Source organism: Paenibacillus sp. JNUCC32 (assembly GCF_014863545.1).
Taxonomy (GTDB): Bacteria; Bacillota; Bacilli; order Paenibacillales; family Paenibacillaceae; genus Paenibacillus_AQ; species Paenibacillus_AQ lautus_A.
Genome location: NZ_CP062260.1, coordinates 6,035,347 through 6,061,387, shown reverse-complemented (window position 1 = coordinate 6,061,387; position 26,041 = coordinate 6,035,347). Strand labels below are relative to the sequence as shown.

Genomic DNA, 26,041 nt, shown 5'->3' with positions numbered 1-26,041 from the left:
GCAGATTTGTATCCGCGGCTGATCTGAGACTATGCAGGACGAAGGCATCGATCCTCGGCGGCCAAACCGCCAAAGATCATACCGGAGCCTTGCATAGACACAAAAAAACCCGCAGGATACCAAGCACGGTCTCCTGCGGGTTCTTAGGTACGGAGATGAAGACATGTTAAACCCAATGCCTTACATCCCGGTTACCATTAGAATTTCCCGTCCAAAGAGACCAACGTCAATGCGACCCATCCACTATGCATCATAACCATTTGACATCAGCCTCCTTCAGCTTAATTAATATATCCGTATTATAGGGTTCGCATTTCCAGGTGTCAACATCCCATGTAAAAATTAGATGCGCCTGTAATGCCTCCACTCCTCCGGCAGCAGCATCCCGTACTGTCGATTCAGAAAGCGGTCATCGACGAGTGTCAGCGTCCCGCTGTCCTGCTCGGATCGGATCAAGCGCCCTCCGGCCTGCAGCACTTTGTTCATGCCGGGGTACACGTAGGCGTAATCGTATCCCCTCTTGCCGGTACGATCAAAATAATCCTTGATGATATCATTCTCGAAGGAAAGCTGCGGCAATCCTACGCCGATGACCACCACGCTCGAAAGCCGTTCTCCCTTCAAATCGATGCCTTCGGAGAAAATACCGCCCATCACGGCAAAGCCGATCAGCGGATCTTCCGCATCCGCCTGGAATGCATTCAGGAACGCCTCCCGCTCCTCCTCGCTCATTCCATGCCCCTGGAGCAAGGTACGGGCTTCCGGATTCATTCTGGCAAACGCCTCATGAATATCCTGCATGTAGGGATAGGACGGCAGGAAGATCAAGGTATTCACCGGTTTTTCCTGAACCAGGGCACTCAGCATCCGAACGATGGCCTCGCTATTGCGCTCCCGATCCTTGAAGCGCGTCGATAAAGGCAAAATCCGAACATCCAATTGCTCGGAAGAGAAGGGCGAGGGGATCGAGAGGCTGTAATCCTCTTCCTCGGCTCCGAGCATGTCGCGGTAATATCCGAGCGGCATGAGCGTTGCCGAGAAAAATACGCTGGAGCGGTAGTTTTTACCCGCCTGCTGGAGCAAATAAGAGGGGTCCAGGCAAAACAGCTTGAGAAACACCTCGCTCCCGCTCATCTCCGCATACGTGACAAAGCGGTCGTCATACAGCTTGGAGATGCGCAGATACCCCTGCACGGCAAAATAACATTCCAAAAGCGCATCGGCCTCATCCCCGCTCTTGCCGGTCATCAGTTCGGCCTCTGCCTGGAGCGAGAAATCCTCCAGCAGCTCGACCATCATCTCCGGCTGCTGGGACCCGACGATCCGCTCTTCCTCCTCGCTGACCTTGCGCAGCACCTTAAAGCGGTTATTCACCCGCTTCGCCGTGTTGTAAAGCCCGGGATTGCTCTCTTTGTACGCCCTTTGCAGCTCCAGGAACGCGGACTTATTCAGTTCGGCCGAGAACATCCCCCGCGCCCGGTCGACTAGGTTGTGCGCCTCGTCAATGAGCAGCACGCTGCGCTTCTTCACGTCCTCCGGCATCCGCTTGAAGGAGACGCGCGGGTCGAACACGTAGTTGTAATCGCAGATGACGGCATCGGCGGCGTACGCGGCATCCAGAGAGAATTCAAACGGGCACACCGTATGCTTGCGGGCATACTCTTCAACGATGGGCCTCGTGATCAACGTTTCATTCGAGAGCAAATCCAGTATGGCGTCATTAATCCGGTCATAGTAGCCCTCCGAGAACACGCAGCCCATCTGGCTGCAGCCTTCCGCTTCGCTGAAACAGATCTTGTCCTTCGCCGTCAGCGTGACCGTATGCATGCAGAGCCCTTGACGCTCCATGCGCGCCATGGCTTCCTCCGCGGTGGTTCGGGTAATCGTCTTGGCCGTCAGGTAAAAAATCCGGGATAACAGGCCCTCGCCGATCGCTTTGACCGAAGGAAACAGCGTGGATATGGTTTTGCCGATGCCCGTAGGGGCTTTGGCAAACAATCTTCGGCCTTCCCCGATGCTTTTATACACGGCTCCGGCCAGCTTCCGCTGTCCCTCGCGGTAGGCGGGAAACGGAAACTTCAGTTCGCGGATGCTCCGGTCCCTCCGCTCGCCATGCTCCCGCAGCAGGTTGGCGTAAGGCGCATAGGCCGCCACAACCTCGAGCACAAAGGATTCCAGCTGAGCGAAGCTCCATTCCTGCACGAACTGCTTCCGCTCTCCGCTCGGGACCTGGAAGTAGGTCAGTCTCACGGCCATCGTCGGAATCTCATGCAACCTCGCGTACATATAGGCATACATTTTGGCCTGAGCCCAATGAACCGGGTACGTGTGCTCCGTAATCTCGCCCAAATCGCCGGAGGTCGACTTGATCTCGTCGATCATGATCCGCTCGTCCTCTTGAATCAGGCCGTCGCAGCGACCTTCCACCACAAACAGCAGATCCTCGTAAGGAATCTCCGCTTCAAGCTGAACTTCCTTCTGATCGTTCTCGCCATAGTCGCGCTGTACCTGTTGATGTGCACGGGTCCCCTCGGTCAGGGACGTCGCCGTGCGAAAACCGGAGGTAATGCTGCCGCTGCGAAAGACATATTCCACCAGCGGCCTGACGGATATTTGGATAGTATGAGGCATGATGGTCTCCTTCGTTCATGTTCTATATGAAGGGTATTATACCAAACATTCGTTCCGGAAAGCGAAGCATCCGCGGGCATTCGATAACAAAAAAAGCGTGCAGACGGCCTCCTGGCAGGATGGCGTCTGCACGCTGTAAGCATATGCGGCATATGCTTACGGGGATTTCTTTTGCATCTGATCAAGGCTCTTGAACTCGTAGCCCCAGTTCCTTGCTTCGTCAATGATCCGTCCCAACGCCTCCGTGTTGTCCTTGGAGATGGAGTGCAGCAGGATTACGGCGCCGGGGTGGAGCTGCGCGGTCACTTTATCGTAAGCATACTGCGCGCCGCGCTGGGACTTCACGTCCCAATCCATATACGCGAGCGACCAGAAGACATTGGTGTACCCCAGCTGCTTGCTGGTCGCCAGGGACCGCTCATCGAAGATGCCGCGGGGCGTGCGCAAATATTTCATGTCCGGCTGGCCGGTGATGCGCATTACCTCCTTCTTCACCCGTTCCAGCTCCTCGGTCAGCTTCTCTGCCGAGATCGTGGTCACGTCCGGGTGATTCCAGGAATGGTTGCCGATAATATGGCCTTCCGCCGTCATCCGTTTCAGCAGATCTTCCTGTGTCTTTACATAATGTCCGGTCACGAAAAAGGTGGCAGGCACCTTCTTCTCTTTAAGCGTATCCAGAATACGGGAGGTATACCCGTTCTCATACCCGTTATCAAACGTAAGATAAAGCTCCTTTTGCTCGGCATCGCCCATGAAGACCGCATCGTATTTTTGCAGAAGCTCCTTGAAGCCCTCCTCATTGATCGAGGGCAGCTGGCCGTTGACGCTTTTCTTAAATCCAAAGTGAAACGGACCGCTTCCGCCTGCCAAAGCAGCTCCGGAGATGGACAGCGTCACCGCCAGGCTCACAAGAAGCATAAGGGCCGGCCGAAGGATACCACGTTTCTTCATATCCGTTCTCTCTCCTTCATTGTTGTGATATGGATCGACTCCCCTGATGAAAGACGTACCAAGGGTGGCATCACCTAATATCCCACAAATCGGAGCAAACTATGTGTCAATCCAGGACAGTCCTGTTTTCGGATGCGGCCGCATGTTTACGTGATCTTGATCAACCGGCCCTTCTGATGGCTCTGCAGGGCATATTCGATCATCCGAATGACATTGCGGGCTTCTTCAGGCTGGACAGGCAGCGAACCGCCTTTAAGGATTGCTTCGGCCAATCCCTGGTAAAAAGCTTGATAGCGTCCCGGCAGCGTCTCAATCTCCCCTTGCACCGCCAGCCCGCTCAGCTCGGTAGCCAGCTCCCCGTATTGGTCCGGCTGGTCTTCGCCCCAGCCCGCATCCCCGGGATGCATGCCCTGCTTCAGCTGGCCTTCCTGCGGATCCGTTCCATATTTCAGGAAGCTTCCCTTATCGCCATGCAGCTCGAATTTCGGCCCTGCCTGCCGTACCAGCGAACCGGAATGCAGAATGACGCGAAACGTCTTATAACCCAGCACCAAATGAAAATAATCGTGGGCTTTGGACCCTTTGCGCTCCGTTCTCAAGTCCGCCCAGAGCGTCTCCGGCAGGCCGAACAGGAACAGCGCCTGATCGATCAAATGCGAACCTAAGTCATACAAGATCCCGGATCCGGCCATCGCTTGCTCCCTCCACCGCTCCGACTGAACTTCCGGACGGTAGCGGCTGAACTGCGACTGATAGATGGAAAGCTTGCCTAAGGCTCCCGTCTCCAGCAGATTGCGGACGGTCAGAAAATCATTGTCCCAGCGGCGGTTGTGGTACACCGTCAGCAGCACGCCCTTCTGCTTGGCCAGATCAATCAGCTCGTCCGCTTCGGCGGATGTTACGGTAAACGGCTTCTCGACGACCACATGCTTTCCGGCCTCGATGGCTAACCGGGTATATTCATAATGCGTTGCATTCGGACTCGTAATGATGACAACATCGATATCCGGATTGGACAAGAGCTCATCCACGCTGTCGACAACGGCCGTATCGGGCATATCCTGGTGGACCTTGTCCGGATCCGATGATACAACCGTGTGCACCCTGTAATCCGGCACGCTTCTAAGGATAGGTGCATGAAACACCGACCCGGACAAGCCGTAGCCGATGATTCCCGCTTGTATTGCCATAACGCAAGCCTCCTCTTCCCATGGTTCTATGTTGATTCGATATGTATCGCTTGGTTTCCTTGCAACATCTTAACATTCCGCAAATATTTTACAACCATATAAGGGAAAGCCGCCTGCACGTCATTCTTGTGCAGGCGGCTTCGCCATTCCGTGCTGTCCGCGTTTGCGGGACGGCGTCTCTAAGGCCGGCAAAGGATTAATAAGGGTCTGCCTCGTGGCCCATACGGTTTGCATCCTCTACGGCCTGCTCCCGGACGGTCTCGTTCGAGCCCTTCCTTGCCTGCTCGAGTCCTTCCCGTACGCGGCGCCCATAGTCCTCGTCCGCATTCGTGAAATATTCCACCATCTTGTCTTGAATCCGGATATCGCATTGGATCAGCGCACCCACGAGGTTGTTGATCAGGTCGTTTCGCTCCCAATCCTCAAACGCTCTGTACGTATCCCCGGCCTGCTTGAAATCCAGCGTGCGATCGAGCTTCTGCCGCACGAGGTTGGCATCGTAATGCGGCTGATGCTGCTTCGCCGTCTGCGATGCCTCCACCAGCCCATCCGTCATGGACGGCTCGTAATCCACATGCGGGCTTTGACCAGGCGCCTTATCCACGAAAAAGGACATCTGCCCGCCCCGCTGATTGGTAGCGACCCGTTTCTTCGGCGCATTGATCGGCAGCTGCAGGTAGTTGGTGCCTACGCGGTGCCGCTGGGTATCCGAGTAGGAGAAGGTACGCCCCTGCAGCAGCTTGTCGTCCGAAAAATCAAGCCCGTCAACCAGCACGCCCGTGCCGAAGGCCGCCTGCTCCACTTCGTTGTAGTAGTTCTCCGGATTTTTGTTCAGCACCATTTTGCCTACCTTCAGGAACGGGAATTGATCCTCCGGCCACAGCTTCGTCGGATCCAGCGGATCGAATTCCAGCTCGGGATGCTCGTCGTCGCTCATAATCTGCACGCACAGCTCCCACTCCGGGTAATCCCCGCGTTCAATGGCTTCGTACAGATCCTGCGTCGCATGGCTGTCATTCATGCCCTGAATCTTGTTCGCTTCTTCCTGCGTAAGATTCTTAATCCCCTGCTTCAGCGGCTCCCAATGATATTTGACGAGCACGCCGGTGCCTTCTGCATTGACCCATTTATATGTATTCACACCGGAGCCCTGCATTTGGCGATAGTTGGCCGGGATGCCCCAAGGGGAATACACAAACGTGATCATATGCGTCGCTTCCGGGGAACGGGAAACGAAATCGAACATGCCTACGGGACCCGGAACGTTGGATACCGGATCCGGCTTGAACGCATGGACCATATCCGGGAATTTGAGCGGATCGCGGATAAAGAATATTTTCAGGTTGTTGCCGACCAGGTCCCAGTTGCCTTCCTCGGTGTAGAATTTCACGGCGAATCCGCGCGGATCCCGAAGCGTTTCAGGCGAGCCGGAACCGTGGATTACGGTTGAGAACCTGACAAATACCGGCGTGCGCTTGCCTTCGACCTGGAACAGCTTGGCCCGGGTATACTTCGAAACCGGCTCGTCGCCTACTTTTCCATAGGCTTCGAAATATCCGTGAGCTCCCGCACCTCTGGCATGCACGACGCGCTCCGGAATGCGTTCGCGGTCAAAATGCGTGATTTTCTCCAAAAAATGATAGTTCTCCAGGGTCATCGGCCCCCGATTCCCGACCGTTCGCACATTCTGATTATCCGAAATAGGATGTCCCTGCCGGTTGGTCAGCGTATCCTCCCGCTCCGTCTCGCCCCGATTCTCGGCGTATCCTGCCCGTTCTTGGTTTATTCCATGATTAGCATCATGATCTTGGCCACTCACGAATGTCACTCCTCCTTGGTTATAAAGCTTGTAAATGGGTTCTCTTTACTATGGATATTATGTCCAAGGCGTGAAAATGTATGAAATGCCCTTCAATTTATAACAAACTTACTCATGCTCGCCCAGCAGGGAACGCGTAAAGCTGATCCATTCCCTGACGGCAAAGGACAGGTAGCGGTCTTTCCTCCAGATCATCCCGAGCTGCCACGGGATCGACGGATTGTCCAGCGGCAGTATCGTCACGCGCGAAGAATCGATCTCTTTGCATATCGTTTCGGGAAGCAGCGCGATCCCCAAATTGGCGGCAACCATGCCGCTGATGAGATCCCACTGCGAGCTTTCGTAGACCACCCGCGGCTCGAAGCCGGCGCTGACGCACTCGCGGATAATCCGGTCATGGAGCGTAAAGTCCTCGCGGAACAATACAAACGCCTCGTCAGCAAGCTCACTCAGGTGTACATGCTCCCTTCCGGCCAACCGATGGGACGGATGCAGAAGCAGATTCAGCTTCTCTTTCACGAAGGAATAGTAATGGAATATGTCTTCATTGACAGGCAGCACGGCGACGCCGATGTCCGTCTGGCCGCTCTCCACGTCCGCCTCCACCTTCTTGGCGCCGTCCTCGATCAGCTGAATCGTAATCTTCGGATATTCCCGGTGGAACTGCCCGATGACTTCGGGAAAAAAGCTTGAGCCCACCATGGGCGGAAGCCCGATGCGCAGATGGCCGCGCTTCAGGTTCATGAGATCTTCCAGCTCGGCCGATACCCGCTGGAAGGATTCCACCATCTGCTGGGCCTGCTGGTACATGATGTGGCCGGCGTCGGTCAGCTCAATCCGTTTGCCCTGACGATAGAACAAGGTGACGCCCCACTCGTCTTCCATGTTGCGAATCGTTTTGCTGATCGTCGGCTGCGTAATGTACAGCTTCTCTGCGGCCTTGGTGAAGCTCTGGTTCCTCGCTACCTCAAGAAAATACTCCAGGTGCCGTATGTCCATTCCCGATGCTCCCTTCATTTTGGCTATGTATAGATAAATGGAATACTTATCATTCGATATATGCATTTTACCTATGAAAATTATCGTTGTAAAATTTCAATACCAATGAAAATAAGGAGGCCGGTCATGGTCAAAATGTTGAAAGGAACGCTTCAAGTGGCCGGATTCATGCTTCTTTCCTTAGGGATGGATCAACTGGCCGCCTGGCTGAATATAGGAATTCCGGGCAGCATTCTCGGAATCGTTGTTGTGTTTATCCTTCTCGAAACCAAGATCCTCCGTCTGGAGTGGATCGAGCTCGGCGCCAATTGGCTTCTCGCCGAACTGCTGCTGTTCTTTATCCCCGCCGCGGTCGGGATCATGAAATATTTCCCGATGCTGGAAGCCGAAGGGCTCCAGATTCTGGCCGTCGTTTTGTTCAGCACCGTCATCGTGATGGTAAGCTCTGGGCTGACGGCCGGCTTCATCTCATCCAGAAAGGGGCGTAAAACGCCATGAACATCCTGCTGACCGTCATCCTCGGCCTGCTGTTAACGATCGGGATTTACGGGGGGGCCAAAAGGCTGTATCGCCGCCTGCCGAAGGTTTATTTATCGCCGCTCCTGATCACGCCGGTGCTGATTGTTGTGATATTGACACAAACGGGCGTATCCTATGAATCATACAATGAAGGTGCGCAGTGGATCAGCAAGCTGCTCGGACCGGCCACGATCGCTTTTGCCGTGCCGCTGTACAAGAACTTCCAAACCCTGAAGAAACACGCGGCCGAGATTATGCTCAGCGTGCTGACGGGATCGGTGCTGGCCATGTTATCCTCCGCGTTTCTCGCAAAATGGATGCACCTGAACAGTTCTCTGGCTACCAGCCTGGTGCCGCGCTCCATTACGACGCCTATCGCCATGAACGTATCCGAGGTGATCGGGGGCGTGCCGAACATGACCGCCGTCTTCGTCATTATGACCGGGATTCTCGGGTCCATGATCGGACCCGCCGTCATGCGGATCTTCCGGATCCGGGGCGATATCGCGAGAGGGGTTCTGTTTGGGACCAGCGCCCACGGAACTGGCACCTCCAAAGCATTCGAATTCAGTTCCCTCTCGGGAACCATATCCAGCATTTCGATGATCGTCGCCGCGCTCTTCACCCTCGGAACCGCACCGCTGATCATGTCCTTTCTTTATTAATATTTGCTAAAACTCTGACAAAACCGGCGATGGCCGGTTTTTTCGTCGTCTTTTTGTGTTGTTATAGGAAATTTCGGGACTTACTTTAACTCTTTGACAACCTCCTCCGAAGAGGTCATAATAAATTCTGTTCATTAGTTTTGTTAAATAAATGGTATACGGAACGTAAATCTACAGTAAGAATAACGTCTATGTATTCTTAAAAAACGAATAGCCGCCGAAGTTTTGCGAACAGGTCTGTGGCGGCCCTGAAAGGAAGGCGATACAGGTGTTCTCCACCTCGCGGTTTCGGTTAACGATTACGAAGCCATTTATATTTTTCTCTGTTATTATGCTGCTCAAAAGCTACCTGGCCTGGACGGTCATTTTTGATGATGTCATGCCATGGAAACCGCTGATTACGGAAATTCCTTTTATCTGGCTTGTGTTCAGCTTGATCGAATGGTTTGCTTCCAAGCGAAAGCTGACGGCCTATATGAGCGTTAACCTGCTGCTGACCGCCATCTTCTTTGCAGCCATTATGTATTATAAATATTACGGTGTCATCGTTACCTATCACGCGTTAGAGCAGGTGAACCAGGTAACGGCGGTAAGCAACAGCGTATTCTCCTTGATGGATCCTTACTATCTGCTGATCTTCACGGATATCATCGTGATGTTCGTTCTGTTGTGGCGCAGCGACCGCGTTAAGAACTGGAAGATTCGGCATGCCAAAAAAGAAAAACGCAAGATCATCCCGATTGTTTTTGTCGTCTCTTTAATGCTGTGCCTGTTCCAGATCATGCCGAACCGCGCAAGCATGAACGAAATCGTGAAGGCGCAGGAAATGGGGATTCTGAACTACGAGGCCTACACGATTTTCCAACAGGAGAATAAAGAGCTCGTGGATGCCAAAACCATAACCCAGGATAAAGTCAACGCATTGAAAGGCCTGAACGCGTCCGATAAGGAGGCCCTGCTCACAGGTGTCGCCAAAGGGAAGAATCTGATCATCATCCAGATGGAGTCCTTCCAGAAGTTCTTGGTCGACCTCAAGATTGACGGCAAGGAAATTACGCCTAACATCAACAAGCTGGCCCGCGAGAGCAATTACTTTCCGAACTTCTACCAGAACGTCGGTCAAGGCAATACCTCGGATGCCGAGTTTGTTGTGAATACTTCCTTCTACATCCCGCCGCGGGGTGCGGCTACGCAGCATTATGCGGACAGGGTTCTGCCAAGCCTGCCGAGACTGCTGCAAGGGGAAGGATATGATACCGCGACCTTCCACACCAACGTCGTGGAGTTCTGGAACCGCGGGGAGCTGTACAAGGCGCTCGGTTTCAACCGTTATTACGATAAAGCGTTCTTCGGGGAAGACGATAAGCTGTTCTTCGGCGCCTCGGATGACGCCCTGTATACCAAAACGGCTGCCGAGCTGAAGAAAATGAACGATGCCGGTAAACCTTTCTATACCCAGGTCATTTCCATGTCGGCTCACCATCCGTTCACGATTCCTGAGGATAAATATCGGATGACCCTGCCGGAGCGATATGAAGGCACCTTTGTCGGCGACTACATCCGTTCCCAGAATTATGCCGATGACGCGCTCGGCAAATTCATCGAGCAGCTGAAGAAAGACGGCGTATGGGATAACAGCTTGATTGTTCTCTACGGCGATCATCTTGGACTGCCGATTTACTCCCTGGACCACAAGGATAAAGAGCTGATGCACGAAATTTACGGCCGCGAATATACCTCCGGAGATATGATCAACATTCCGCTTATCATCCATGGCGAGGGAATTCAGCCTGAAGTGAAGGAGCAGGTCGGCGGACAAATCGACCTCTTGCCGACGGTGTCCAACCTGCTTGGCGTATCGATCGACAATCAGCTTCATTTCGGCCAGGATCTGCTGAACCACACCGATAATAATTTGCTGCCGGAGCGGTATTATCTGCCTTCGGGTACGTTCATCAACAATACGACCCTGTACATTCCGGGCATCGGCTTTGAGGACGGAACCAAGCATCCGCTTCCGAATTCGGACGTGAAGAAGACCCAGGCTACCAAGGAAGAATTCGAACGCTCGCTCCAGCTGCTTCATCTGTCCGACAGTTATATCAGACAGCTGCCATACCATAAATAGGCCCTTGCTGCATGGGACAACTCTCCGGAATTCTTGGAGAGTTGTCTTTTTTTGTATGCCTGGCGATCATCAAAAACCCTTGATATATAAGGATTTATATAGCCGAGTGCGACTGTTATTTGACATAGTGGCTTACTTTTTCTTATGATTAATAGCAATATACCTTGTTTTGAAGACCGCGTTCGTGGTGAAATTACGTACAACTACTCAAATCACTTCATATTCATACGCTGACAATTAAGCCATATATTTTTTAGAGCAAATCGATTACGAATTGTAGGAGTGACGATCCGACTTGGACCCCATACGAAGGATAAACAGAATTATATGTTCCACACTTGGCTTACTGCTGATTGCTTCCGTTTGTAATGTCCCCCTAGTGGACATCACCGATTCCGCTGCGGCGACGCAGGGGATGGAAGCGTCTGAAGGCACTCTTCCAGCGCCGACGCCGGTACCCAAAAGTCCGGAGCCCGTTCGGTTGATGCTGGAGTCGAAACGCCATGTGTCTCTGCTTTCCTTGCATAACGTTACATGCAACACGGATACCGATATGTTTTTGCTCCTCAAGCACATGCTGCTAGAACCTTTGAAGTTTCGATCGAATTATGTTGACAGCCATGCATAGTAAACGTTGGTTATTAAAAAACTAATTCAGATCAGATAACAAAAAGGATGTGTTTTGTTTGGACGACAATATAGGCTTGAATTTATTCCTAGTCGCTGTACTTATCGCAGCTACCGCTTTTTTCGTTATGACGGAATTTGCTATCATAAGACTTCGTCCCAGCCGGGTAGACCAATTGGTGATGGAAGGGCGAAAAGGCGCTCTTGCCGTTAAAAAGGTAACTTCGAATCTCGACGGATATCTGTCCGCGTGTCAGCTCGGGATTACCATCACGGCGCTCGGTCTCGGTTGGCTCGGGGAACCGACCATCGAGAAGATTCTGCACCCGGTGTTTGACAGCCTTGCCATTCCTGCGGCAATCGCATCGCTGATTTCATTCCTGCTTGCATTTATTATCATGACTTACATTCACGTCGTTATCGGTGAACTTGCACCGAAAACGATCGCTATCAATAAAGCTGAAGCCGTGTCGTTCCTCTGCGCGACGCCGATCATATGGTTCAACCGGATTATGTACCCGTTCATCTGGCTCTTGAACGGATCGGCCAATAAAATCGTTCGCCTGTTCGGCATGCATCCGGCAAGTGAACATGAAGAGGCTCACTCGGAAGAAGAACTCCGCATGATTCTCAGCGACAGCTATGAGAGCGGAAAGATTAACCAAGCCGAATACGGTTATGTAAGCCGAATTTTTGCTTTTGACGATATGCTTGCCAAAGAGATTATGGTACCTCGTACCGACATGATCTGTCTGTATGTTGACAAGCCGCTTGCCGCCAACCTGCAGATTATCAAGCGCGAGCAGTACACCCGGTTCCCGGTTGTCCGCGGAGACAAGGATCAGATCGTCGGCATGGTGAACACCAAACAGTTCTTCCTGGAGTTCGATGACAATTCCAATATCGACTTGACCAAGCTGATTCATCCGGCCATGACGGTATCCGAAGCGATCCCGATCAAGAAGCTGCTTCGAAAAATGCAGCAGGAAGGCACGCATATGGCCATCCTGATCGACGAATACGGCGGTACGTCCGGCATGATCACCATCGAGGATATTTTGGAGGAGATCGTCGGCGAAATCCGCGACGAATTCGACGAGGATGAAGAGCGCGAGCTGACCCAGCCTGAGCCGAACCGCATCATCGCAGACGGCAAGGTATCCATTAACCGGATCAACGACCTGCTTCATACGGACCTGAGCACGGATGACCTGGATACGATCGGCGGCTGGCTGTACGGTCATAACTCCGAACTCGCCAAAGGCGATACGTGGAGGTACAATGACCTGACGTTCACCGTCATCGAGAAGAAGACCCACCGCTATACGAAGCTGCAAATCGTCAAAGAAACGCCTGAAGAAGCGGCGGAGGAAGCCTCTGCCGTTGCAGCGGCCAGCGAAAGCACCGAATAGACAACTAGATGACTAAGCCGCCATGCAGCCCTTACCGGGTATGCCTGGCGGCTTTTGATTTGGCAGGATCGCATTTTAACACTTTAACAAGTTATAACTCTGCTGTAATATAGAAATTATCTTATTTCTAACGTATTGGGGGCAGCAAGTCATGAATCGTCAAATCGCCATCATCGGAAGCAGCGGCGGCAATCTGTACAATCTCGGCGGCAAAGACCCGCGCAAACTGCTGGATGAGATATTGATGCAGCTCGATAGCGCCGGCCTGTCCTGCGGGGCCCTGCAGTTTATCGCCGCCCAGGTCTCCATGGACGCAGCCAAGGATACGACGCCCGCGGCTCTTTACAGCTGGAGCTCTTCCCAAGGAGAGCCCATCATTGTCGCTGAAGGCACCCTTCAGCAGGTCAATCAGGCGGCCGAGCGGCTGGACCGGGAGATTGCCGAGCAGATTGAACTCGGCGAAATTGACGGCATCATCGTCATGAGCGCCGACCCGGAGGGCAGCAACCGGCATGCCATTGAGGCCGCTGCCAAATTCCGCCTGCCGGTGACCGGTACGGGCGGAACCTCCATGGCCATCATCCAAACCAAAGGCGCGCATGTCATTGCGGCTTCGGGCACAACCGGAACCACCAACAGAACGCGAGCGGTCACCTTTGTCACTTCCCTCAGCAAGCATTGGCGGCTTACGTACCGGCCGGTCATCGGGAATGCGTCCGCAAATATCCATGCGGCGTCCGGCAGCTCATCTCCATGGGGAAGAATCAATATTCGGGGCATCATGATGGCGTCCCTCCCCGGTTTCATCGGCATGGCCCTGATCCTGGCGGTCAGCAAAATCCCGGGGTTATCTTCGTTGACCGAAGTGTTTGACCTGCTGATTAAGGCGCTGCCGGTCATCGTTGCGGTCATTGCGGCCAAACAGGTCTCCGAGTTGGACGAGGTGTCCATCGTGGCGGGCATCGTGGCAGGCGTTCTGTCCGTTGAAGGAGGCATTATCGGCGGCATCATCGGCGGGATCGGCGCAGGCATTATCGTCCATTACATATTCCGCCAATGCGTGGAGTGGCGTTTCCCCGCTACGACGGTCAACATTGTTGCCGGCGGCGTGTCGGGACTGATTGCCGGTTTGCTGGTCTACTTCCTCATTGCGCCGATTGCGCTGAGCGCAGGGCAAGGCATCCGCTTCCTGATCGAGACCCTTGTCTCCTGGAGCCCCGCCATGGCTGGATTGATTGCCGGCCTGCTGATCTGGCCCGCCATCATCGGCGGCGTCTATCATGCGGCCATCCTGCCGATTGTGCTGCTGGAGATGGAAACAACCAGCAACAGCTTCCTCGGCGCGGTCGATATGGTCGGCTTGGTGATGGTATCCGCAGGCATCACGCTAGCCAATATTATCGCTCCGCGGGATAAGGGAGAAGCCGCCGTCGCAGCCCCCGGATTCGCCATCAACATGGGGTTTGGCACCTTCGTTGAGGCCGCCTATCCGTTCATGTTTTCGAACAAGCTTGTATTTGCCGGAGCGATTGCCTCGGCTGGACTTGGCGGCATGCTCGTCGGTTTGTTCGGGGTCCGGGGGACGGCCTATGTGCCCTCCTTCATCGGGCCCATTACATCGAATAACACGATGGGCTTCCTGATCTCGATGGCAGCCAGCCTGCTCTGTTCGTTCCTGATCACCTTCTTCGTTAACAAGCTGTCCGGTTACCGGGATGCCCGGAATACCGTGAGCATGTAATGCGAAGCCGGTTCCACCTATGCATAGGTGCTTCTCCATGACATAAGAAGCCCCTCAATAAAAGGACGGATCAAGCGCATCAGCTTGGTCCGTCCTTTTATCATGCATGCTCTCTGCCTCCCCCATCGGCTTCCCCATAATGGCGCAATACCGGATCCTAGCGGTGCTGGATTCCTTGCTGACAGCTGCGGGCCAGCCTGAATCAAGGTTCCTAAAGAGCTTACATTCGCAGGCTTGTCCTTATTTTCTTACGAAAACGGGCTAACCAATGGATCGGAAAAAGAGTCTATATAGTAGATAGGCTCCCCATTCGGGCTGCCTACACCCATTCGGTATGCAAGGAGGTTATGACGATCGAGAAATTCAGAAGGATATCGCTCTTCGCGCTGACCAGCGTCCTGTTAGCCGCTTCCCTCATCTGGCAGGGCGAGCAAGCAGCCGCTAACGAAGCGGAAGGCTATTACGTAAACGTCGGCGGCACCCATATAAAGGACGTCCATGTTCGCAAAGGCAAGGCGTACGTTCCGCTCAAATCCTTAGCCGATGCAATGGGATACGAAATCTCGTATACGATGCAGGAGGAGCTGGACAACTTTCATCAATATGACCTGAAAGCGGCAAGCAGTCCCCCAGTATCGGTATGGGGAAACGACAGCTGGGGATATACGATCGTACGGCGGGCTACGCAAGAGATGAGCGTGAACGATATCGACATTTATAAACCGGCGAGGCTGTGTGCCGAAGAATCGGACCACTGCAAGCTGGACAAGAGCAAGTACGACGGTCCCCTGTTCATAAAGAACACCCTCTACGTCCCTGTCCGCGACATGGCCAAGGCCTTGAACTTAAAGCTGACCATGACGAAGACGCCGAAAGGACGCAGCATCCAGCTGTCCCTGCATTAACGAAGGCTCCCTTCACATGTTGGATCATGATTCATCAACAAGAAGCCAGGCGGAGTTATCCACTCCGCCTGGCTTCTGAATCTAGAATCAATTTATACTCCAGCAAAATCCTCATTCCAGCCCTTTGATCTCGATGTCATCCGCGGACGTAATGTCCGAAATGTCGAACACCCTGAAGCTGTAGGTACTGGTTTTCCCCTTCATATAATCGATATCCTGCTCCACCTTCTTCACGCTCTCCGGCGTCTTCAAATCCGCAGCGTAATAATCGATGGTAAGATCCGTCTCCCCCGGCACCGTCACCGAAGGCAGCCGCCGAATCAGCTCCAGCACCCGTTCCTTCTCCTGCGCCAGATTATCCGCCGTCAAATCCGCGAATACGATCAGTCTTATGTTCTGGCTGACATCGCCATCGGCGTTATTCGCCAGTTGGCTATAATCACGCTCTACCGTGTCGCTACCTGCGAAGACAAACGCCTCCCCAAACGCCTTGTCCGGATAAAGCTCATCCAGCAGAGGTTTCAGCCGGTCCCTCAGCTGCTGTCCCCAGAGCCGGTTCAGGTAGGTATCATTGGATATGACGGGAGGGCTGGCTTCATTGCTGCTCAGCGTAAATTCAAGCTCTGGCGCCTGCTCCGGATAGGCCGTAAGATTATACGAGCCTATGGCCCAGGTATAATCCACGTCCGTGACCTTAAAGGGTTCGTTGTACTTCTGTTCCAGATAGGACTCCGCCGCTTCCTGAACCTCGCGTTTCTCTGCAGCCGTCTTCATGAACGGGGCGGATCCCCAGGTGTACCCGGCGTAAATCGACCCTGCGAACAGGGCCAGTCCGATGATCGTCCGCACGACGATTTTCCAAGGGGAGGCGAGCTGACGCCGCCGCTTCTCGTCGAACATCGGTTTCCTGGGCGATCGGTAGCTGAAGTAGATGACCGGTATGATCAAACCTATAATATGAAGCCCAATAGCTAGCGGACCGATAATCAAGCCCAAGTATCCCAGTGTCATGAAAAAAATAAACAAAGCCGCTCCCTGCAGCGCCATGAGCAGCATTCCGCCTATGATCATGCCCGGCGTCCCGATATAAAACATCCCGAGCCCGGTGCATATCAGAGAGAGCAGCATAGCCATCCATTGATGTTTCTTCAAGTTATCATCCGTCCTTCTTACGTTTGTTTGTGAAGTATTGTCAGATGCTGTCACCATATTATAACCGCTGCGAAGCCGAAGATAAACGATTGAAGCACTTTCGCATCAGACGAGCGGCGTTCCGTGATGTTTTTCTTGCGATGATCGAATGCGTTCAGCCCGGCGGGTAACTTCTTCTAATCAACCATAAAAGCCCACATCACCGTGGTGAAATGGGCTCTTGGTTCAACGGGAAACCTGCCTTGAAATAAAGCTCAAAAGAAATCCCCTATTCCTTCGGATGTATCATTTCTTCCGGACGGACGATCCGGTCAAAATCCTCTCCGCTAAGCAGACCGCTTGCCAGCGCTGCTTCGCGAAGCGTTGTCCCTTCTTGATGCGCACGTTTCGCGATGGCGGCGGCATTCTCGTATCCGATATGCGGATTCAGCGCCGTCACCAGCATTAGCGACCGCTCCATGTTCGCGCGGATCACGTCAAGATTGGCTTCGATGCCGATGGCGCAATTCTGGTCGAACGAATCCATGGCATCCGACAGCAGACGCACGGACTGCAGGAAATTATAAATGATGACCGGCTTGAAGACGTTCAGCTCAAAATTGCCCTGGCTTGCCGCAAAACCGATCGTGGCATCGTTGCCCATCACTTGGCAGACCACCATCGTCAGCGCTTCGCTCTGGGTTGGATTTACTTTCCCCGGCATGATGGAGCTTCCCGGTTCGTTGGCAGGGATCGTGAGCTCGCCGATGCCGGAACGGGGACCGCTTGCCAGCCAGCGAACATCGTTGGCGATCTTCATCAGATCGGCAGCCAGTGCCTTCAGCGCCCCATGGGCAAATACGATCTCGTCATGGCTGGTCAGCGAATGGAACTTGTTGCTGGCGGACGCGTAGCTTTTTCCGATCTGCAGGCTGATTTCGGCCGCCGTCATTTCTCCGAATTTCGGATGCGCGTTAATGCCGGTACCCACGGCGGTGCCGCCAATAGCCAGCTCGCGCAGCGGTTCTACGGCCGAAGCCAGCATCAATTCGCACTTCTCCAGCATCCGGTGCCAGCCGCTGATTTCCTGTCCGAGCGTCAGCGGCGTTGCATCCTGAAGGTGCGTACGGCCGATTTTGATCAGGTCCTTATATTCATCGCTTTTCTTCTCGAACGTTTTCTTCAAGCGGCGGAGCGCAGGCATCACTTGATCTTCCATGGCCACGACTGCAGCCATGTGCATCGCCGTCGGAAACGTATCGTTGGAGCTTTGGGATTTGTTGACGTCATCGTTGGGATGAACGCGCAGCGTGCTGTCTTTTCGCTCGAGCAGCTGATTGGCCCGATTCGCAATGACTTCGTTCACGTTCATGTTGGACTGCGTGCCGCTGCCGGTCTGCCAAACCACCAGCGGAAAATGCTCATCCCACTTGCCGTCCACGATCTCGTCGGCCGCGGTTGTGATCGCATCCACCTTATCTGCATCCAGCTTGCCGAGCTTGCCGTTGACGATGGCCGCGCTCTTCTTCAATATCGCGAACGCCCGAATGATCTCCTTCGGCATCGTTTCGGTTCCTATCCGGAAATTCTCGGAACTGCGCTGTGTCTGCGCTGCCCATAACTTATCCGCAGGCACTTTAATCTCACCCAGGGTATCCTTCTCAATACGATAATCCATCCCAACTTCCTCCTTTGGTCTCCTTGAATGCTGCCATGCCCTGAACGAGAGCCCTTCCACCATGGAAGAGCTTGGTCCTCGGGTTCAATCGCATAGCATAAAGCGCTTTATATTCCATCTCTCCTATTATGACACAGACTTGCCCAATAAAAAAATATACGCGATGAAGGCTGCGGCTGTTGTTCTCTAAGTCTCAGCCCGGCTGCCTTCCGGGCTCGCGGTCGTTTACGGGCATATGACTTGTAACGAACGGCGGTCACCGTTCCGTTCGCCGTCCTTATTCAGGCTGAGTCAATCATCTCCCTGCCTTATAACAGCCACTCGAACCAGCGCGCATGCCCATCCGTGCGTGCCGCCGTAAACTTGCTCGGCACGCCCCCGAGGATATAATCGGCATGCAGATCCTCATCCTGCATATTGTTGTAGACGTGCACAATATCGCGCTTGCTTCCAATCTCGCTAAGATGCCGCAGCAATTTTTGCCTGGACGCCTCCGGAATCTGGTTGGCCACATGCGTATGAAACACGCAGATCACGGCCTCTTCCGGAATCTCCTTCACAATGTCAGGCAGCAGCACCGTCCCATCCCCCTCCCGGAAACGTACGTCTGACTGCTGCTTCAACGCTTCCGCCGCATGCTCCAGCATGGACACCCGATCGTGATTGCCCGGCCAAATCAAAGCTCGCAGCCATAAGAAATGCTCCGGGTTCCGTACGTCATTCACATGCAGATCGATCCCCATCCGGTAAACAACCGGCGGACTGGAGGCCAGCAGGAACGGTTTGCGGTCTCCCCTGATCTCCGATGTAATGCGCACCTTCGATTCCGTAAGGCCGTAACTCGCCGTGTCTCCATAGGAATAACTGTATTGATCCCACAGCAGCTGCAATCCGGCACTCGTTCCAAGCTCCACCAGGGCAAGCGGCTTCCGGACCTTGTCATAAATGGAGCAGAACACCGGATACAGGTACGCGCAGCGACGGACCTCGTTCGTCTGTACCCGTTTGCGCTTCAGGATTCCGATAATGGCTGCTTCATGCTCCAGCACGAATGCCCGGAAATGGGGATAACAGGAGGCCATCTCCTTCGGGTGCTCCGCAAGGCCGGGGTAATACGCCCTCAGCTCCGGACCCTCGCCCTGAAGCAGCAAGTATTGAACCGCTCCGAACAGCATATTGGGCACGGGCTGGCCGGACGGAACCAACGCAGCGACCTGCAGCACCTCTTCATCATCGGCAATATGCCGGGCCAAATACTCATAAAACACGCTGGAACCCGGACATTCCCGCTCGGCAAAATGACGAAATACGTTCACCAACCGTTTCGAATCCACCCTATACCTCACCCCTAACGTTGTAATGAACCCTTGATCCTGCTTAAGACTAATGTTACATCTTTCCAGAAGCCGCGTGGATTCCGATCTTTTATCGGACTCATAAGAAAAAAGAAGGCAACAAAAAGAAGAACCCGCCTCCTGAAAGGCCGGTTCTTCTGCTGGTAAATCGCCTCGGCTGTCTATACCGCCGGACGATCCAAACGGTACAAGTTCCGATACCGCGGATATCGCTCCATCAGCTCATCGTGGGTGCCCCGCATAACGATTCGACCGTCTTCCATGAAGAGGATCTCATCCATGCGCTCCACGCCGACCAGATGATGCGTCACCCAAATCAAGGTGCGGTCCTGCAGGCTGGCGAACATGGTGGACAGCAGTTCCCGCTCGGTTCTGGGATCCAGCCCGACCGTGGGCTCATCCAGAATGACAACGGGCGTCTTCTGCAGCAGGATTCGGGCCAAGGCCACGCGCTGGCGCTCTCCTCCGGAGAAACGCTGCCCGGCTTCCTGCATGCGGGTGCCAAGTCCTTCCGGTAGGGAGGCTACCAACGGTTCAAGCCGTGCCATGGCGGCGGCGTCCCGGATTTCAGCCTCCGTGGCGTCCGGGGAGCCAAGCCGAATATTGTTCGCAAGCGTTGTGTCGAACAAGTGCGGACTCTGGTTCAATACCGAAATGACGGAAGAGATCTCATCGCCGAAACGCGCTGACTCCACGCCGCCTAGGGTAAGGCTTCCTCCCGATGGCGCCAGCACGCCCTGGATCAGCTGCAGCAGGGTCGACTTGCCGGCACCGGAGCGCCCGATGACGGCTACCTTGGCGCCGGGAGCAATATCCAGCGACACATCGGTTAATGCAGACGCCTCCCTGTCCACGCCGGATGGTTCCAGCCCCGATGGGCCGTCTGCCCCCTGATCATAGCGGAAGCTGACGCCGTCCGCCTTCACATGAACGCCGCGGCTTATGACGGATTCCACCTCTGCCTTATCCAGCATCTGCGGCAGGTCCTGCCGCCCTTCGGAGGCATCCGCGCTTTCAATCGCCCGGAGCCTTGCGACCGATTGGCCGTACTGCGGAATCCGCTCAACGGCTTCGGATACCGGCAGAAATGCATCCATTAACGGGAACACAACCAGCACAAAAGCCGCGATCAGCGTAACGTCGATGGCACCGTCCGCATACTGTCGTCCCGACCAATACACCACCGAGACCACCGTCACGGCAACCACGCCTTGACCGATAAAGGCGCGCAAGCGCGACCAGCGCTTAAGCGAACGGTCGGTCCGGTCCACCTCGGCTTCATCCGCCTCGTAACCGGTCAGGAATTCCGCCTGCCGGCCGCTGGCGTACCATTCATGAATGCCCAGCACCGCGTCGGTCAGCTTCCGGTAGAGGTGGCTGCGGGCCTGTTTCACTTCCCGATTCTTCCGTTTGGTGAGCAGCAGCGAGATCAGCGGCAGCACCAGCACCAGCACCGCTATATACAGTGCGAGCAGAAGGGCGAATGCCGGATCAAACAGACCGACGGCCAGAATGACCCCGGCATATAACACAAGCGCAACAATCGATGGGAAGACCGTTCGGATGTAAACGTCCTGCAAATACTCGATGTCATCGGAGAGCACCCCCAGCAGATCCCCGGTGCGATACCGGGAAGATAAACGGAGGGCTTGCGGTTCCAGAATGCGGTACAGCCGAAGCCTCATGCGGGACAGGATGCGAAGAATCGTATCATGCCCCACCAGGCGCTCCACGTAATGGATCACCGCCCGTCCGATGCCGAAGGTACGAACCCCTACGGTCGGCACGTACACCATCAGGATGTTTTCCGGACGCAGGGCGGATTTGGAGATCAAATAACCGGATGTGAACATCAGCATCCCGGCAAACATAATGGTGAGCACGCCCAGCGTGACAATGAGCAGAAAACGCCAGAAATTTGCCGTTACATAGGGTCGAAACCACGATTCCTGCTTCATTGTACTCCCTCCATCTGCGATGTCATCAGTCCGTAATAGACGCCCTGTCGTGCCATAAGCTCCTCGTGGGTTCCCTTTTCCGCAACGCGCCCCTGGTGCAGAACGATGATATAATCCATATCCTGCATCCAGTGAAGCCTGTGCGTCGCCAGAAATACCCACTTGTCTTGAAAAAGGGACAGCATCGTCTCCTTCAGCTCATACTCCGTCTCAATATCCAGATGCGCCGTCGGCTCATCCAGCAGCAGAACCTGCCGGCCGCCAAGCAGCGCCCTGGCCAAAGCCACGCGTTGTGCCTGGCCGCCGCTTAAAGCGCGTCCGCCGCCGCCGATCATCTCCGCAAGGCCGCCCGGCAAGCTTTTTACCAGCTCCGACAGACCGGCCGCCTTTACCGCCGCTTCCACTTGAGCTCTGGACGCCTCCGGCGCATAAAAGCGCACGTTCTCCTCCAAGGTTGCCCCGAACAAATACGGCTGCTGCGGCATATAGGTGACCTCCGACCGCCACTCGCGTCGGTTCGATTCTTCCAGCATCATGCCGTTCAGCGCCATCGCTCCGGATGTTGGCGCCATGAAGCCGCCTAACAGCTCGATCAGCGTGGATTTGCCGGCTCCGCTCTCCCCGACGATGCCGATCTTGCGTCGTCCCGGTATTCGGAAGGTGACCTCCTCCAATGAAGCGGGCCCTTGTTCTTCGTGTCTGAGGCCGATACCGGAGAGCTCCAGTACGCTGTCCTTTTCCCAACGGAATGATGACTGCGGCCTGCGGCTGGGACCCGAGAAATTATTTTGAATTTTAAATGTTAGGCCCGTTGAGGTTCGTTCCATCGTTCCTGTCGCCGGGGTTTCAAGCGCTCCCGTTGGCTCGAATGGACCCGCGCCGTTAGCCGAAACCTCCGCGGCAACAGAACCCGAACTTCCGCTCGTGTGCCCCTTTCGGGCTTCCCGGATGATGGATTGCATCGCTTCCCCTGCCTGCTTGCCGTCCAGCGTGGCGTGGAAGTCGGCTCCGACCATGCGCACCGGCAGGAAATACTCCGGTGCCAGGATCAGGATGAGCAGCGCGGGCAGCAGCTCCAGGCTGCCGTTAATGAGGCGCAGGCCCAGGTTTACCGCAACCGACGCCACGGACAGCATCGTAAAGAAATCCAGCGCAAAAGAGGACAGAAACGCCACGCGCAGCGTCCGCATGGTAGCTGTACGATACCCCTCGCTGACCTGCTGTATGCTCGCGCCGTGCTTGCGACTCTGTCCCAGAAACTTCAGGGTGGTCAGCCCTCTCAGCGAATCCACGAAATGATTGGACAGCATCCGGTAGGAATCCAGCTGCCGCTCGGTCTGCTTTCTCGCGGCAAGTCCCACGAGGATGAGAAACACGATCAGGATCGGCATGGTCACCAGCAGAATGATGCCCGAGATCCGGTCCGTCATGAAAACGTACAGCCATACCAGCGCCGGGGTAATGCCCGCCCCCATCATGCGAGGTATGGTCAGCTCCGCATATTTGCGGAACTTGCCGATGCCCTCCAGCACAAGCGTAACCACATTGCCTGTTCCTTCCGACCGGACAAAGGACGGCCCGTTCCGAAACAGCTCCTCCAGCAGCTGCTTTCTCAGGCTCGTGCCCGTCTCCTCGGCAAAGCGCTGCGCGATTCCTTGCTGCACGACCGAGATCCCGTGGCGCGCCAGAAATGCAAGCAGGAACAAGGCAATGGTCTCCCCCTGCTCCTGCAGCGTTGATCCCGCAAACAGGGCGGATACGGCTTCCGCCAGCCATTTGGCTTGCAGAAGGATGGCCATGCTCTGTGCCAGGGTACATACGGCGACAAGGAAGAATACCGTCTTGGCGCCTTTGTATCCCAGCAGATCTTTTCCCATCAGTACTCCAGATGCTCCTTCTCATGTACCCGTTTGTGGAAAACGAAGTAACTCCAAATTTGATAGCCCAAAACAAAAGGCAGCAGCGATACGGCCACAATCGTCATAATCTTGAGGGAATACGGTCCGGAGGCCGCATTATAAATGGTCAGGTCAAATGCAGCGTTGATGGAGCTGACCATCACGCGCGGGAACAAGCCCACGAACACGGACGTTACCAAGAGTGCGATGACCGCGCCGGTCATCCCGAAAGCCCAGCCGTCCCGCTTGACGTTCATGAAATATCCGCCCAGCAGGAATGCAAGCAGGGCCAGCACCAGCAGGACGGTTAACGCCACGCCGCGCTTCTCGAAGATATCGGTCATGAAATACGTCATCACCCCGAATGCCACGAACAGGGCCGCGACAGGAATCAGAAGCCGCCGGGCCATGCGGCGCGCCCGCTCTTGGAGATCCCCCAGCGTGCGCAGCGTCGTGAACATCAAGCCATGCAGCAGGCAGAGCATCACCATCGTCAACCCGCCGACCACGGTATAGAGATTCACGACGTCGAAGAATCCGGCATGCAGCTGCATCTCTTCGTTAATCGGGAGCCCCTGGATCAGGCAGGCAAAAACAACGCCGAGCAGGAATGGCGGAAGCACGCTTCCGGTGAAGATCGCTCCGTCCCACACCCTTTTCCAGCGGACATCGCCCACCTTGCCGCGGAATTCAAATGCCACGCCGCGCCCGATCAAGGCCAGCAGAAGAAAGACAAGCGGAATGTAGAACCCGCTGAACAGCGTGGCATACCAGTTCGGGAAGGCCGCGAACATCGCGCCGCCCGCCGTCAGCAGCCAAACCTCGTTGGCGTCCCAGAACGGGCCGATCGAGTTGATCAGCACCCGGCGCTGGGTATCGTTTTTGGCCAGCAGCTGCGTGGACATCCCGACTCCGAAATCGAAGCCCTCCAGGAAGAAGAACCCGATAAACAATACGGCGACGAGCACAAACCACAGTTCGTTAAGAGACAGCATTGTAGTCCTCCTTATTAAACGGATCGCTTGCGTGGTGATCGTCTTCCTCCGCCGCATACGGTCCTTTCTTAATGACTTTGATGAACAGATAGGCCATCACGGCTGCCAGCACCGCATAAATGGCGGTAAACATGATGAGCGAGAACAGGATCGAGCCTGCGCTTACGTTCGGCGAAACGCTGTTCTCCGTGGTGATCAGCCCGAATACCGTCCAAGGCTGGCGTCCGATCTCCGTCATGATCCATCCCGATGTGTTGGCGATGAACGGCAGGGAAATGCCGAACAGCATCAGTCTGAGGAACCATTTGCCGGCCTTCTCGACTTTTTTGCGCAGCATCAGCCACGCGCCGTACAATCCCAGCAGAATCATGACGCTGCCGGCAGCCACCATAATCCGGAAGCTCCAGAAGGTGGTGCGGACCGGCGGAATATAGTCTCCAGGACCGTATTCCTGCTCGTATTGGGCTTGCAACTCCTTCATTCCGATGACTTCGCCGGAAAATTTGCTGTAGGACAAAAAGCTGAGCAAATACGGGATTTTGAACTCCATCGTATTCTCCTGCTTATCCGGATCGATGGCGGCGATGACCGTCCAAGGCGCGGGATCGTCGCTCGTTTCCCACAAGCTCTCGGCGGCGGCCATCTTCATCGGCTGCGTATCCACCAGATACTGCGCTTGCTGGTGGCCGAATACCGCAACCAGAATGGAGGTGATGAGACCCACCACGATGGCGATGTGGAATGATTTTTTGAAGAAATCCAAATCCTGCTTCTTCAGCAGCTTATACGCGCTTACCCCCGCTACCAGGAAAGCCCCGGTTGCCAGCGCACCGAAGATCGTGTGCGGGAATTCCACCAGCAGCTGACCGTTCGTGATCAGCGCGAAGAAATCATTCATCTCCGCCCGTCCATTGTTGATCTCAAAACCGACCGGACGCTGCATGAACGAGTTCGCTGCCAGGATCCAGAAGGCCGACATCAGGGTGCCGAAGGACACCAGCCAGATGCTGAGCAGATGGACCTTCTTGGATAACCGGTCCCACCCGAATATCCACAGCCCGATAAACGTCGACTCAAGGAAAAACGCCAGCAGGGCTTCGATCGCAAGCGGTGCGCCGAACACGTCCCCGACAAAGCGCGAGTAATCCGACCAGTTCATCCCGAACTGGAATTCCTGCAGAATCCCTGTCACAACCCCGACCGCAAAGTTGATCAGGAACAGCTTTCCCCAGAACTTGGCCATTTTCTTGTAGACTTCCTGGCCCTTGACAACATACATCGTCTCCATGATGGCGATCAGAAACGCCAATCCGATGGATAACGGTACGAAAATAAAGTGAAAAATGGTTGTCGATGCGAATTGGATTCGCGCCAGCATAACCGGATCCATAAAAGATACCCCTTCCTTTAGCTCACGTGATCACTTCAAATTTGATTCT

At 54.7% G+C, this 26,041-nt stretch carries 19 protein-coding genes; 7 read left to right on the top strand and 12 right to left on the bottom strand.

Annotated features, from left to right (window positions below; genetic code table 11):
• Positions 1–342 precede the first annotated feature (342 nt).
• Positions 343–2,631 (bottom strand): ATP-dependent DNA helicase, encoded by a 2,289-nt coding sequence (locus tag JNUCC32_RS26780; protein ID WP_192570351.1) that lies wholly within the window; start codon positions 2,629–2,631, stop codon positions 343–345.
• On the opposite strand from JNUCC32_RS26780, the gene JNUCC32_RS26775 reads away from it, so the two are divergent.
• Positions 2,630–2,770, top strand: a complete 141-nt coding sequence (locus JNUCC32_RS26775; RefSeq protein ID WP_192570350.1) for a hypothetical protein — start codon at positions 2,630–2,632, stop codon at positions 2,768–2,770. The two genes, JNUCC32_RS26780 and JNUCC32_RS26775, sit on opposite strands and share 2 nt — an antisense overlap.
• Before the next feature lie 17 nt (positions 2,771–2,787).
• Here JNUCC32_RS26775 and pdaA read toward each other — a convergent pair whose 3' ends face one another.
• The 4 genes from pdaA to cidR all read right to left on the bottom strand — a co-directional run bounded on the left by pdaA (position 2,788) and on the right by cidR (position 7,590).
• The gene (gene pdaA / locus JNUCC32_RS26770) at positions 2,788–3,582 is read right to left on the bottom strand and encodes a delta-lactam-biosynthetic de-N-acetylase (protein WP_192570349.1); all 795 of its coding nucleotides are present in this window, start codon (positions 3,580–3,582) and stop codon (positions 2,788–2,790) included.
• Between the two features lie 146 nt (positions 3,583–3,728).
• A complete protein-coding gene (locus JNUCC32_RS26765; RefSeq protein WP_192570348.1) occupies positions 3,729–4,772 on the bottom strand; it encodes an oxidoreductase in 1,044 nt (347 codons plus the stop codon).
• A 196-nt stretch (positions 4,773–4,968) separates the two neighbouring features.
• The gene (locus JNUCC32_RS26760) at positions 4,969–6,591 is read right to left on the bottom strand and encodes a catalase (protein WP_430623447.1); all 1,623 of its coding nucleotides are present in this window, start codon (positions 6,589–6,591) and stop codon (positions 4,969–4,971) included.
• A gap of 108 nt (positions 6,592–6,699) precedes the next feature.
• Complete coding sequence (gene cidR / locus JNUCC32_RS26755) at positions 6,700–7,590, bottom strand: cidABC operon transcriptional activator CidR (protein WP_192570347.1); 891 nt, start codon at positions 7,588–7,590, stop codon at positions 6,700–6,702.
• 126 nt (positions 7,591–7,716) lie between these two features.
• On the opposite strand from cidR, the gene JNUCC32_RS26750 reads away from it, so the two are divergent.
• The 6 genes from JNUCC32_RS26750 (at position 7,717) to JNUCC32_RS26725 (ending at position 15,587) form a co-directional block, all read left to right on the top strand.
• Positions 7,717–8,088: a CidA/LrgA family protein gene (locus JNUCC32_RS26750; protein ID WP_192570346.1), complete on the top strand. Its 372-nt coding sequence runs from the start codon at positions 7,717–7,719 to the stop codon at positions 8,086–8,088.
• Complete coding sequence (locus JNUCC32_RS26745; protein ID WP_009590333.1) at positions 8,085–8,774, top strand: CidB/LrgB family autolysis modulator; 690 nt, start codon at positions 8,085–8,087, stop codon at positions 8,772–8,774. The genes JNUCC32_RS26750 and JNUCC32_RS26745 overlap by 4 nt, the downstream gene beginning before the upstream one ends.
• 268 nt (positions 8,775–9,042) lie before the next feature.
• The gene (locus tag JNUCC32_RS26740) at positions 9,043–10,902 is read left to right on the top strand and encodes an LTA synthase family protein (RefSeq protein ID WP_192570345.1); all 1,860 of its coding nucleotides are present in this window, start codon (positions 9,043–9,045) and stop codon (positions 10,900–10,902) included.
• A 686-nt stretch (positions 10,903–11,588) separates the two neighbouring features.
• Positions 11,589–12,941 (top strand): hemolysin family protein, encoded by a 1,353-nt coding sequence (locus JNUCC32_RS26735; protein WP_192570344.1) that lies wholly within the window; start codon positions 11,589–11,591, stop codon positions 12,939–12,941.
• Positions 12,942–13,092: 151 nt separating this feature from the next.
• Positions 13,093–14,682, top strand: coding sequence for a PTS sugar transporter (locus JNUCC32_RS26730; RefSeq protein ID WP_192570343.1), 1,590 nt, complete (start codon positions 13,093–13,095; stop codon positions 14,680–14,682).
• Positions 14,683–15,029: 347 nt separating this feature from the next.
• On the top strand, positions 15,030–15,587 hold the full coding sequence (locus tag JNUCC32_RS26725) for a hypothetical protein (RefSeq protein ID WP_192570342.1): 558 nt from the start codon (positions 15,030–15,032) through the stop codon (positions 15,585–15,587).
• A gap of 111 nt (positions 15,588–15,698) precedes the next feature.
• Here the strand turns inward: JNUCC32_RS26725 and JNUCC32_RS26720 are convergent, their stop codons facing one another.
• The 7 genes from JNUCC32_RS26720 to JNUCC32_RS26690 all read right to left on the bottom strand — a co-directional run bounded on the left by JNUCC32_RS26720 (position 15,699) and on the right by JNUCC32_RS26690 (position 25,992).
• Positions 15,699–16,739 carry a hypothetical protein gene (locus JNUCC32_RS26720; RefSeq protein WP_192570341.1) on the bottom strand — a complete coding sequence of 347 codons (1,041 nt, stop codon included), beginning with the start codon at positions 16,737–16,739 and terminating at the stop codon, positions 15,699–15,701.
• A 268-nt stretch (positions 16,740–17,007) separates the two neighbouring features.
• A complete protein-coding gene (fumC, locus tag JNUCC32_RS26715) occupies positions 17,008–18,396 on the bottom strand; it encodes a class II fumarate hydratase (RefSeq protein WP_192570340.1) in 1,389 nt (462 codons plus the stop codon).
• 308 nt (positions 18,397–18,704) lie between these two features.
• The gene (locus JNUCC32_RS26710; protein ID WP_192570339.1) at positions 18,705–19,730 is read right to left on the bottom strand and encodes a DUF2332 domain-containing protein; all 1,026 of its coding nucleotides are present in this window, start codon (positions 19,728–19,730) and stop codon (positions 18,705–18,707) included.
• 182 nt (positions 19,731–19,912) lie between these two features.
• A complete protein-coding gene (gene cydC / locus JNUCC32_RS26705; RefSeq protein ID WP_192570338.1) occupies positions 19,913–21,709 on the bottom strand; it encodes a thiol reductant ABC exporter subunit CydC in 1,797 nt (598 codons plus the stop codon).
• Positions 21,706–23,586: a thiol reductant ABC exporter subunit CydD gene (gene cydD / locus JNUCC32_RS26700; RefSeq protein ID WP_192570337.1), complete on the bottom strand. Its 1,881-nt coding sequence runs from the start codon at positions 23,584–23,586 to the stop codon at positions 21,706–21,708. The genes cydC and cydD overlap by 4 nt, the downstream gene beginning before the upstream one ends.
• The gene (cydB, locus tag JNUCC32_RS26695; RefSeq protein ID WP_009590373.1) at positions 23,586–24,602 is read right to left on the bottom strand and encodes a cytochrome d ubiquinol oxidase subunit II; all 1,017 of its coding nucleotides are present in this window, start codon (positions 24,600–24,602) and stop codon (positions 23,586–23,588) included. Before cydB ends, cydD begins: the two co-directional genes overlap by 1 nt.
• Complete coding sequence (locus tag JNUCC32_RS26690) at positions 24,589–25,992, bottom strand: cytochrome ubiquinol oxidase subunit I (RefSeq protein ID WP_009590394.1); 1,404 nt, start codon at positions 25,990–25,992, stop codon at positions 24,589–24,591. The genes cydB and JNUCC32_RS26690 overlap by 14 nt, the downstream gene beginning before the upstream one ends.
• Positions 25,993–26,041 lie beyond the last annotated feature (49 nt).

Excerpts from the sequence above, each read along its gene's own strand:
- JNUCC32_RS26775 (WP_192570350.1), top strand. The coding sequence starts at position 2,630 with ATGATGGTCTCCTTCGTTCATGTTCTATATGAAGGGTATTATACCAAA.
- JNUCC32_RS26730 (WP_192570343.1), top strand. The coding sequence starts at position 13,093 with ATGAATCGTCAAATCGCCATCATCGGAAGCAGCGGCGGCAATCTGTAC.
- cydD (WP_192570337.1), bottom strand. The coding sequence starts at position 23,586 with ATGGGAAAAGATCTGCTGGGATACAAAGGCGCCAAGACGGTATTCTTC.
- JNUCC32_RS26690 (WP_009590394.1), bottom strand. The coding sequence starts at position 25,992 with ATGGATCCGGTTATGCTGGCGCGAATCCAATTCGCATCGACAACCATT.
- fumC (WP_192570340.1), bottom strand. The coding sequence starts at position 18,396 with ATGGATTATCGTATTGAGAAGGATACCCTGGGTGAGATTAAAGTGCCT.
- cidR (WP_192570347.1), bottom strand. The coding sequence starts at position 7,590 with ATGGACATACGGCACCTGGAGTATTTTCTTGAGGTAGCGAGGAACCAG.
- JNUCC32_RS26780 (WP_192570351.1), bottom strand. The coding sequence starts at position 2,631 with ATGCCTCATACTATCCAAATATCCGTCAGGCCGCTGGTGGAATATGTC.
- pdaA (WP_192570349.1), bottom strand. The coding sequence starts at position 3,582 with ATGAAGAAACGTGGTATCCTTCGGCCGGCCCTTATGCTTCTTGTGAGC.
- cydB (WP_009590373.1), bottom strand. The coding sequence starts at position 24,602 with ATGCTGTCTCTTAACGAACTGTGGTTTGTGCTCGTCGCCGTATTGTTT.
- JNUCC32_RS26725 (WP_192570342.1), top strand. The coding sequence starts at position 15,030 with ATGACGATCGAGAAATTCAGAAGGATATCGCTCTTCGCGCTGACCAGC.
- JNUCC32_RS26765 (WP_192570348.1), bottom strand. The coding sequence starts at position 4,772 with ATGGCAATACAAGCGGGAATCATCGGCTACGGCTTGTCCGGGTCGGTG.
- JNUCC32_RS26750 (WP_192570346.1), top strand. The coding sequence starts at position 7,717 with ATGGTCAAAATGTTGAAAGGAACGCTTCAAGTGGCCGGATTCATGCTT.
- JNUCC32_RS26745 (WP_009590333.1), top strand. The coding sequence starts at position 8,085 with ATGAACATCCTGCTGACCGTCATCCTCGGCCTGCTGTTAACGATCGGG.
- cydC (WP_192570338.1), bottom strand. The coding sequence starts at position 21,709 with ATGAAGCAGGAATCGTGGTTTCGACCCTATGTAACGGCAAATTTCTGG.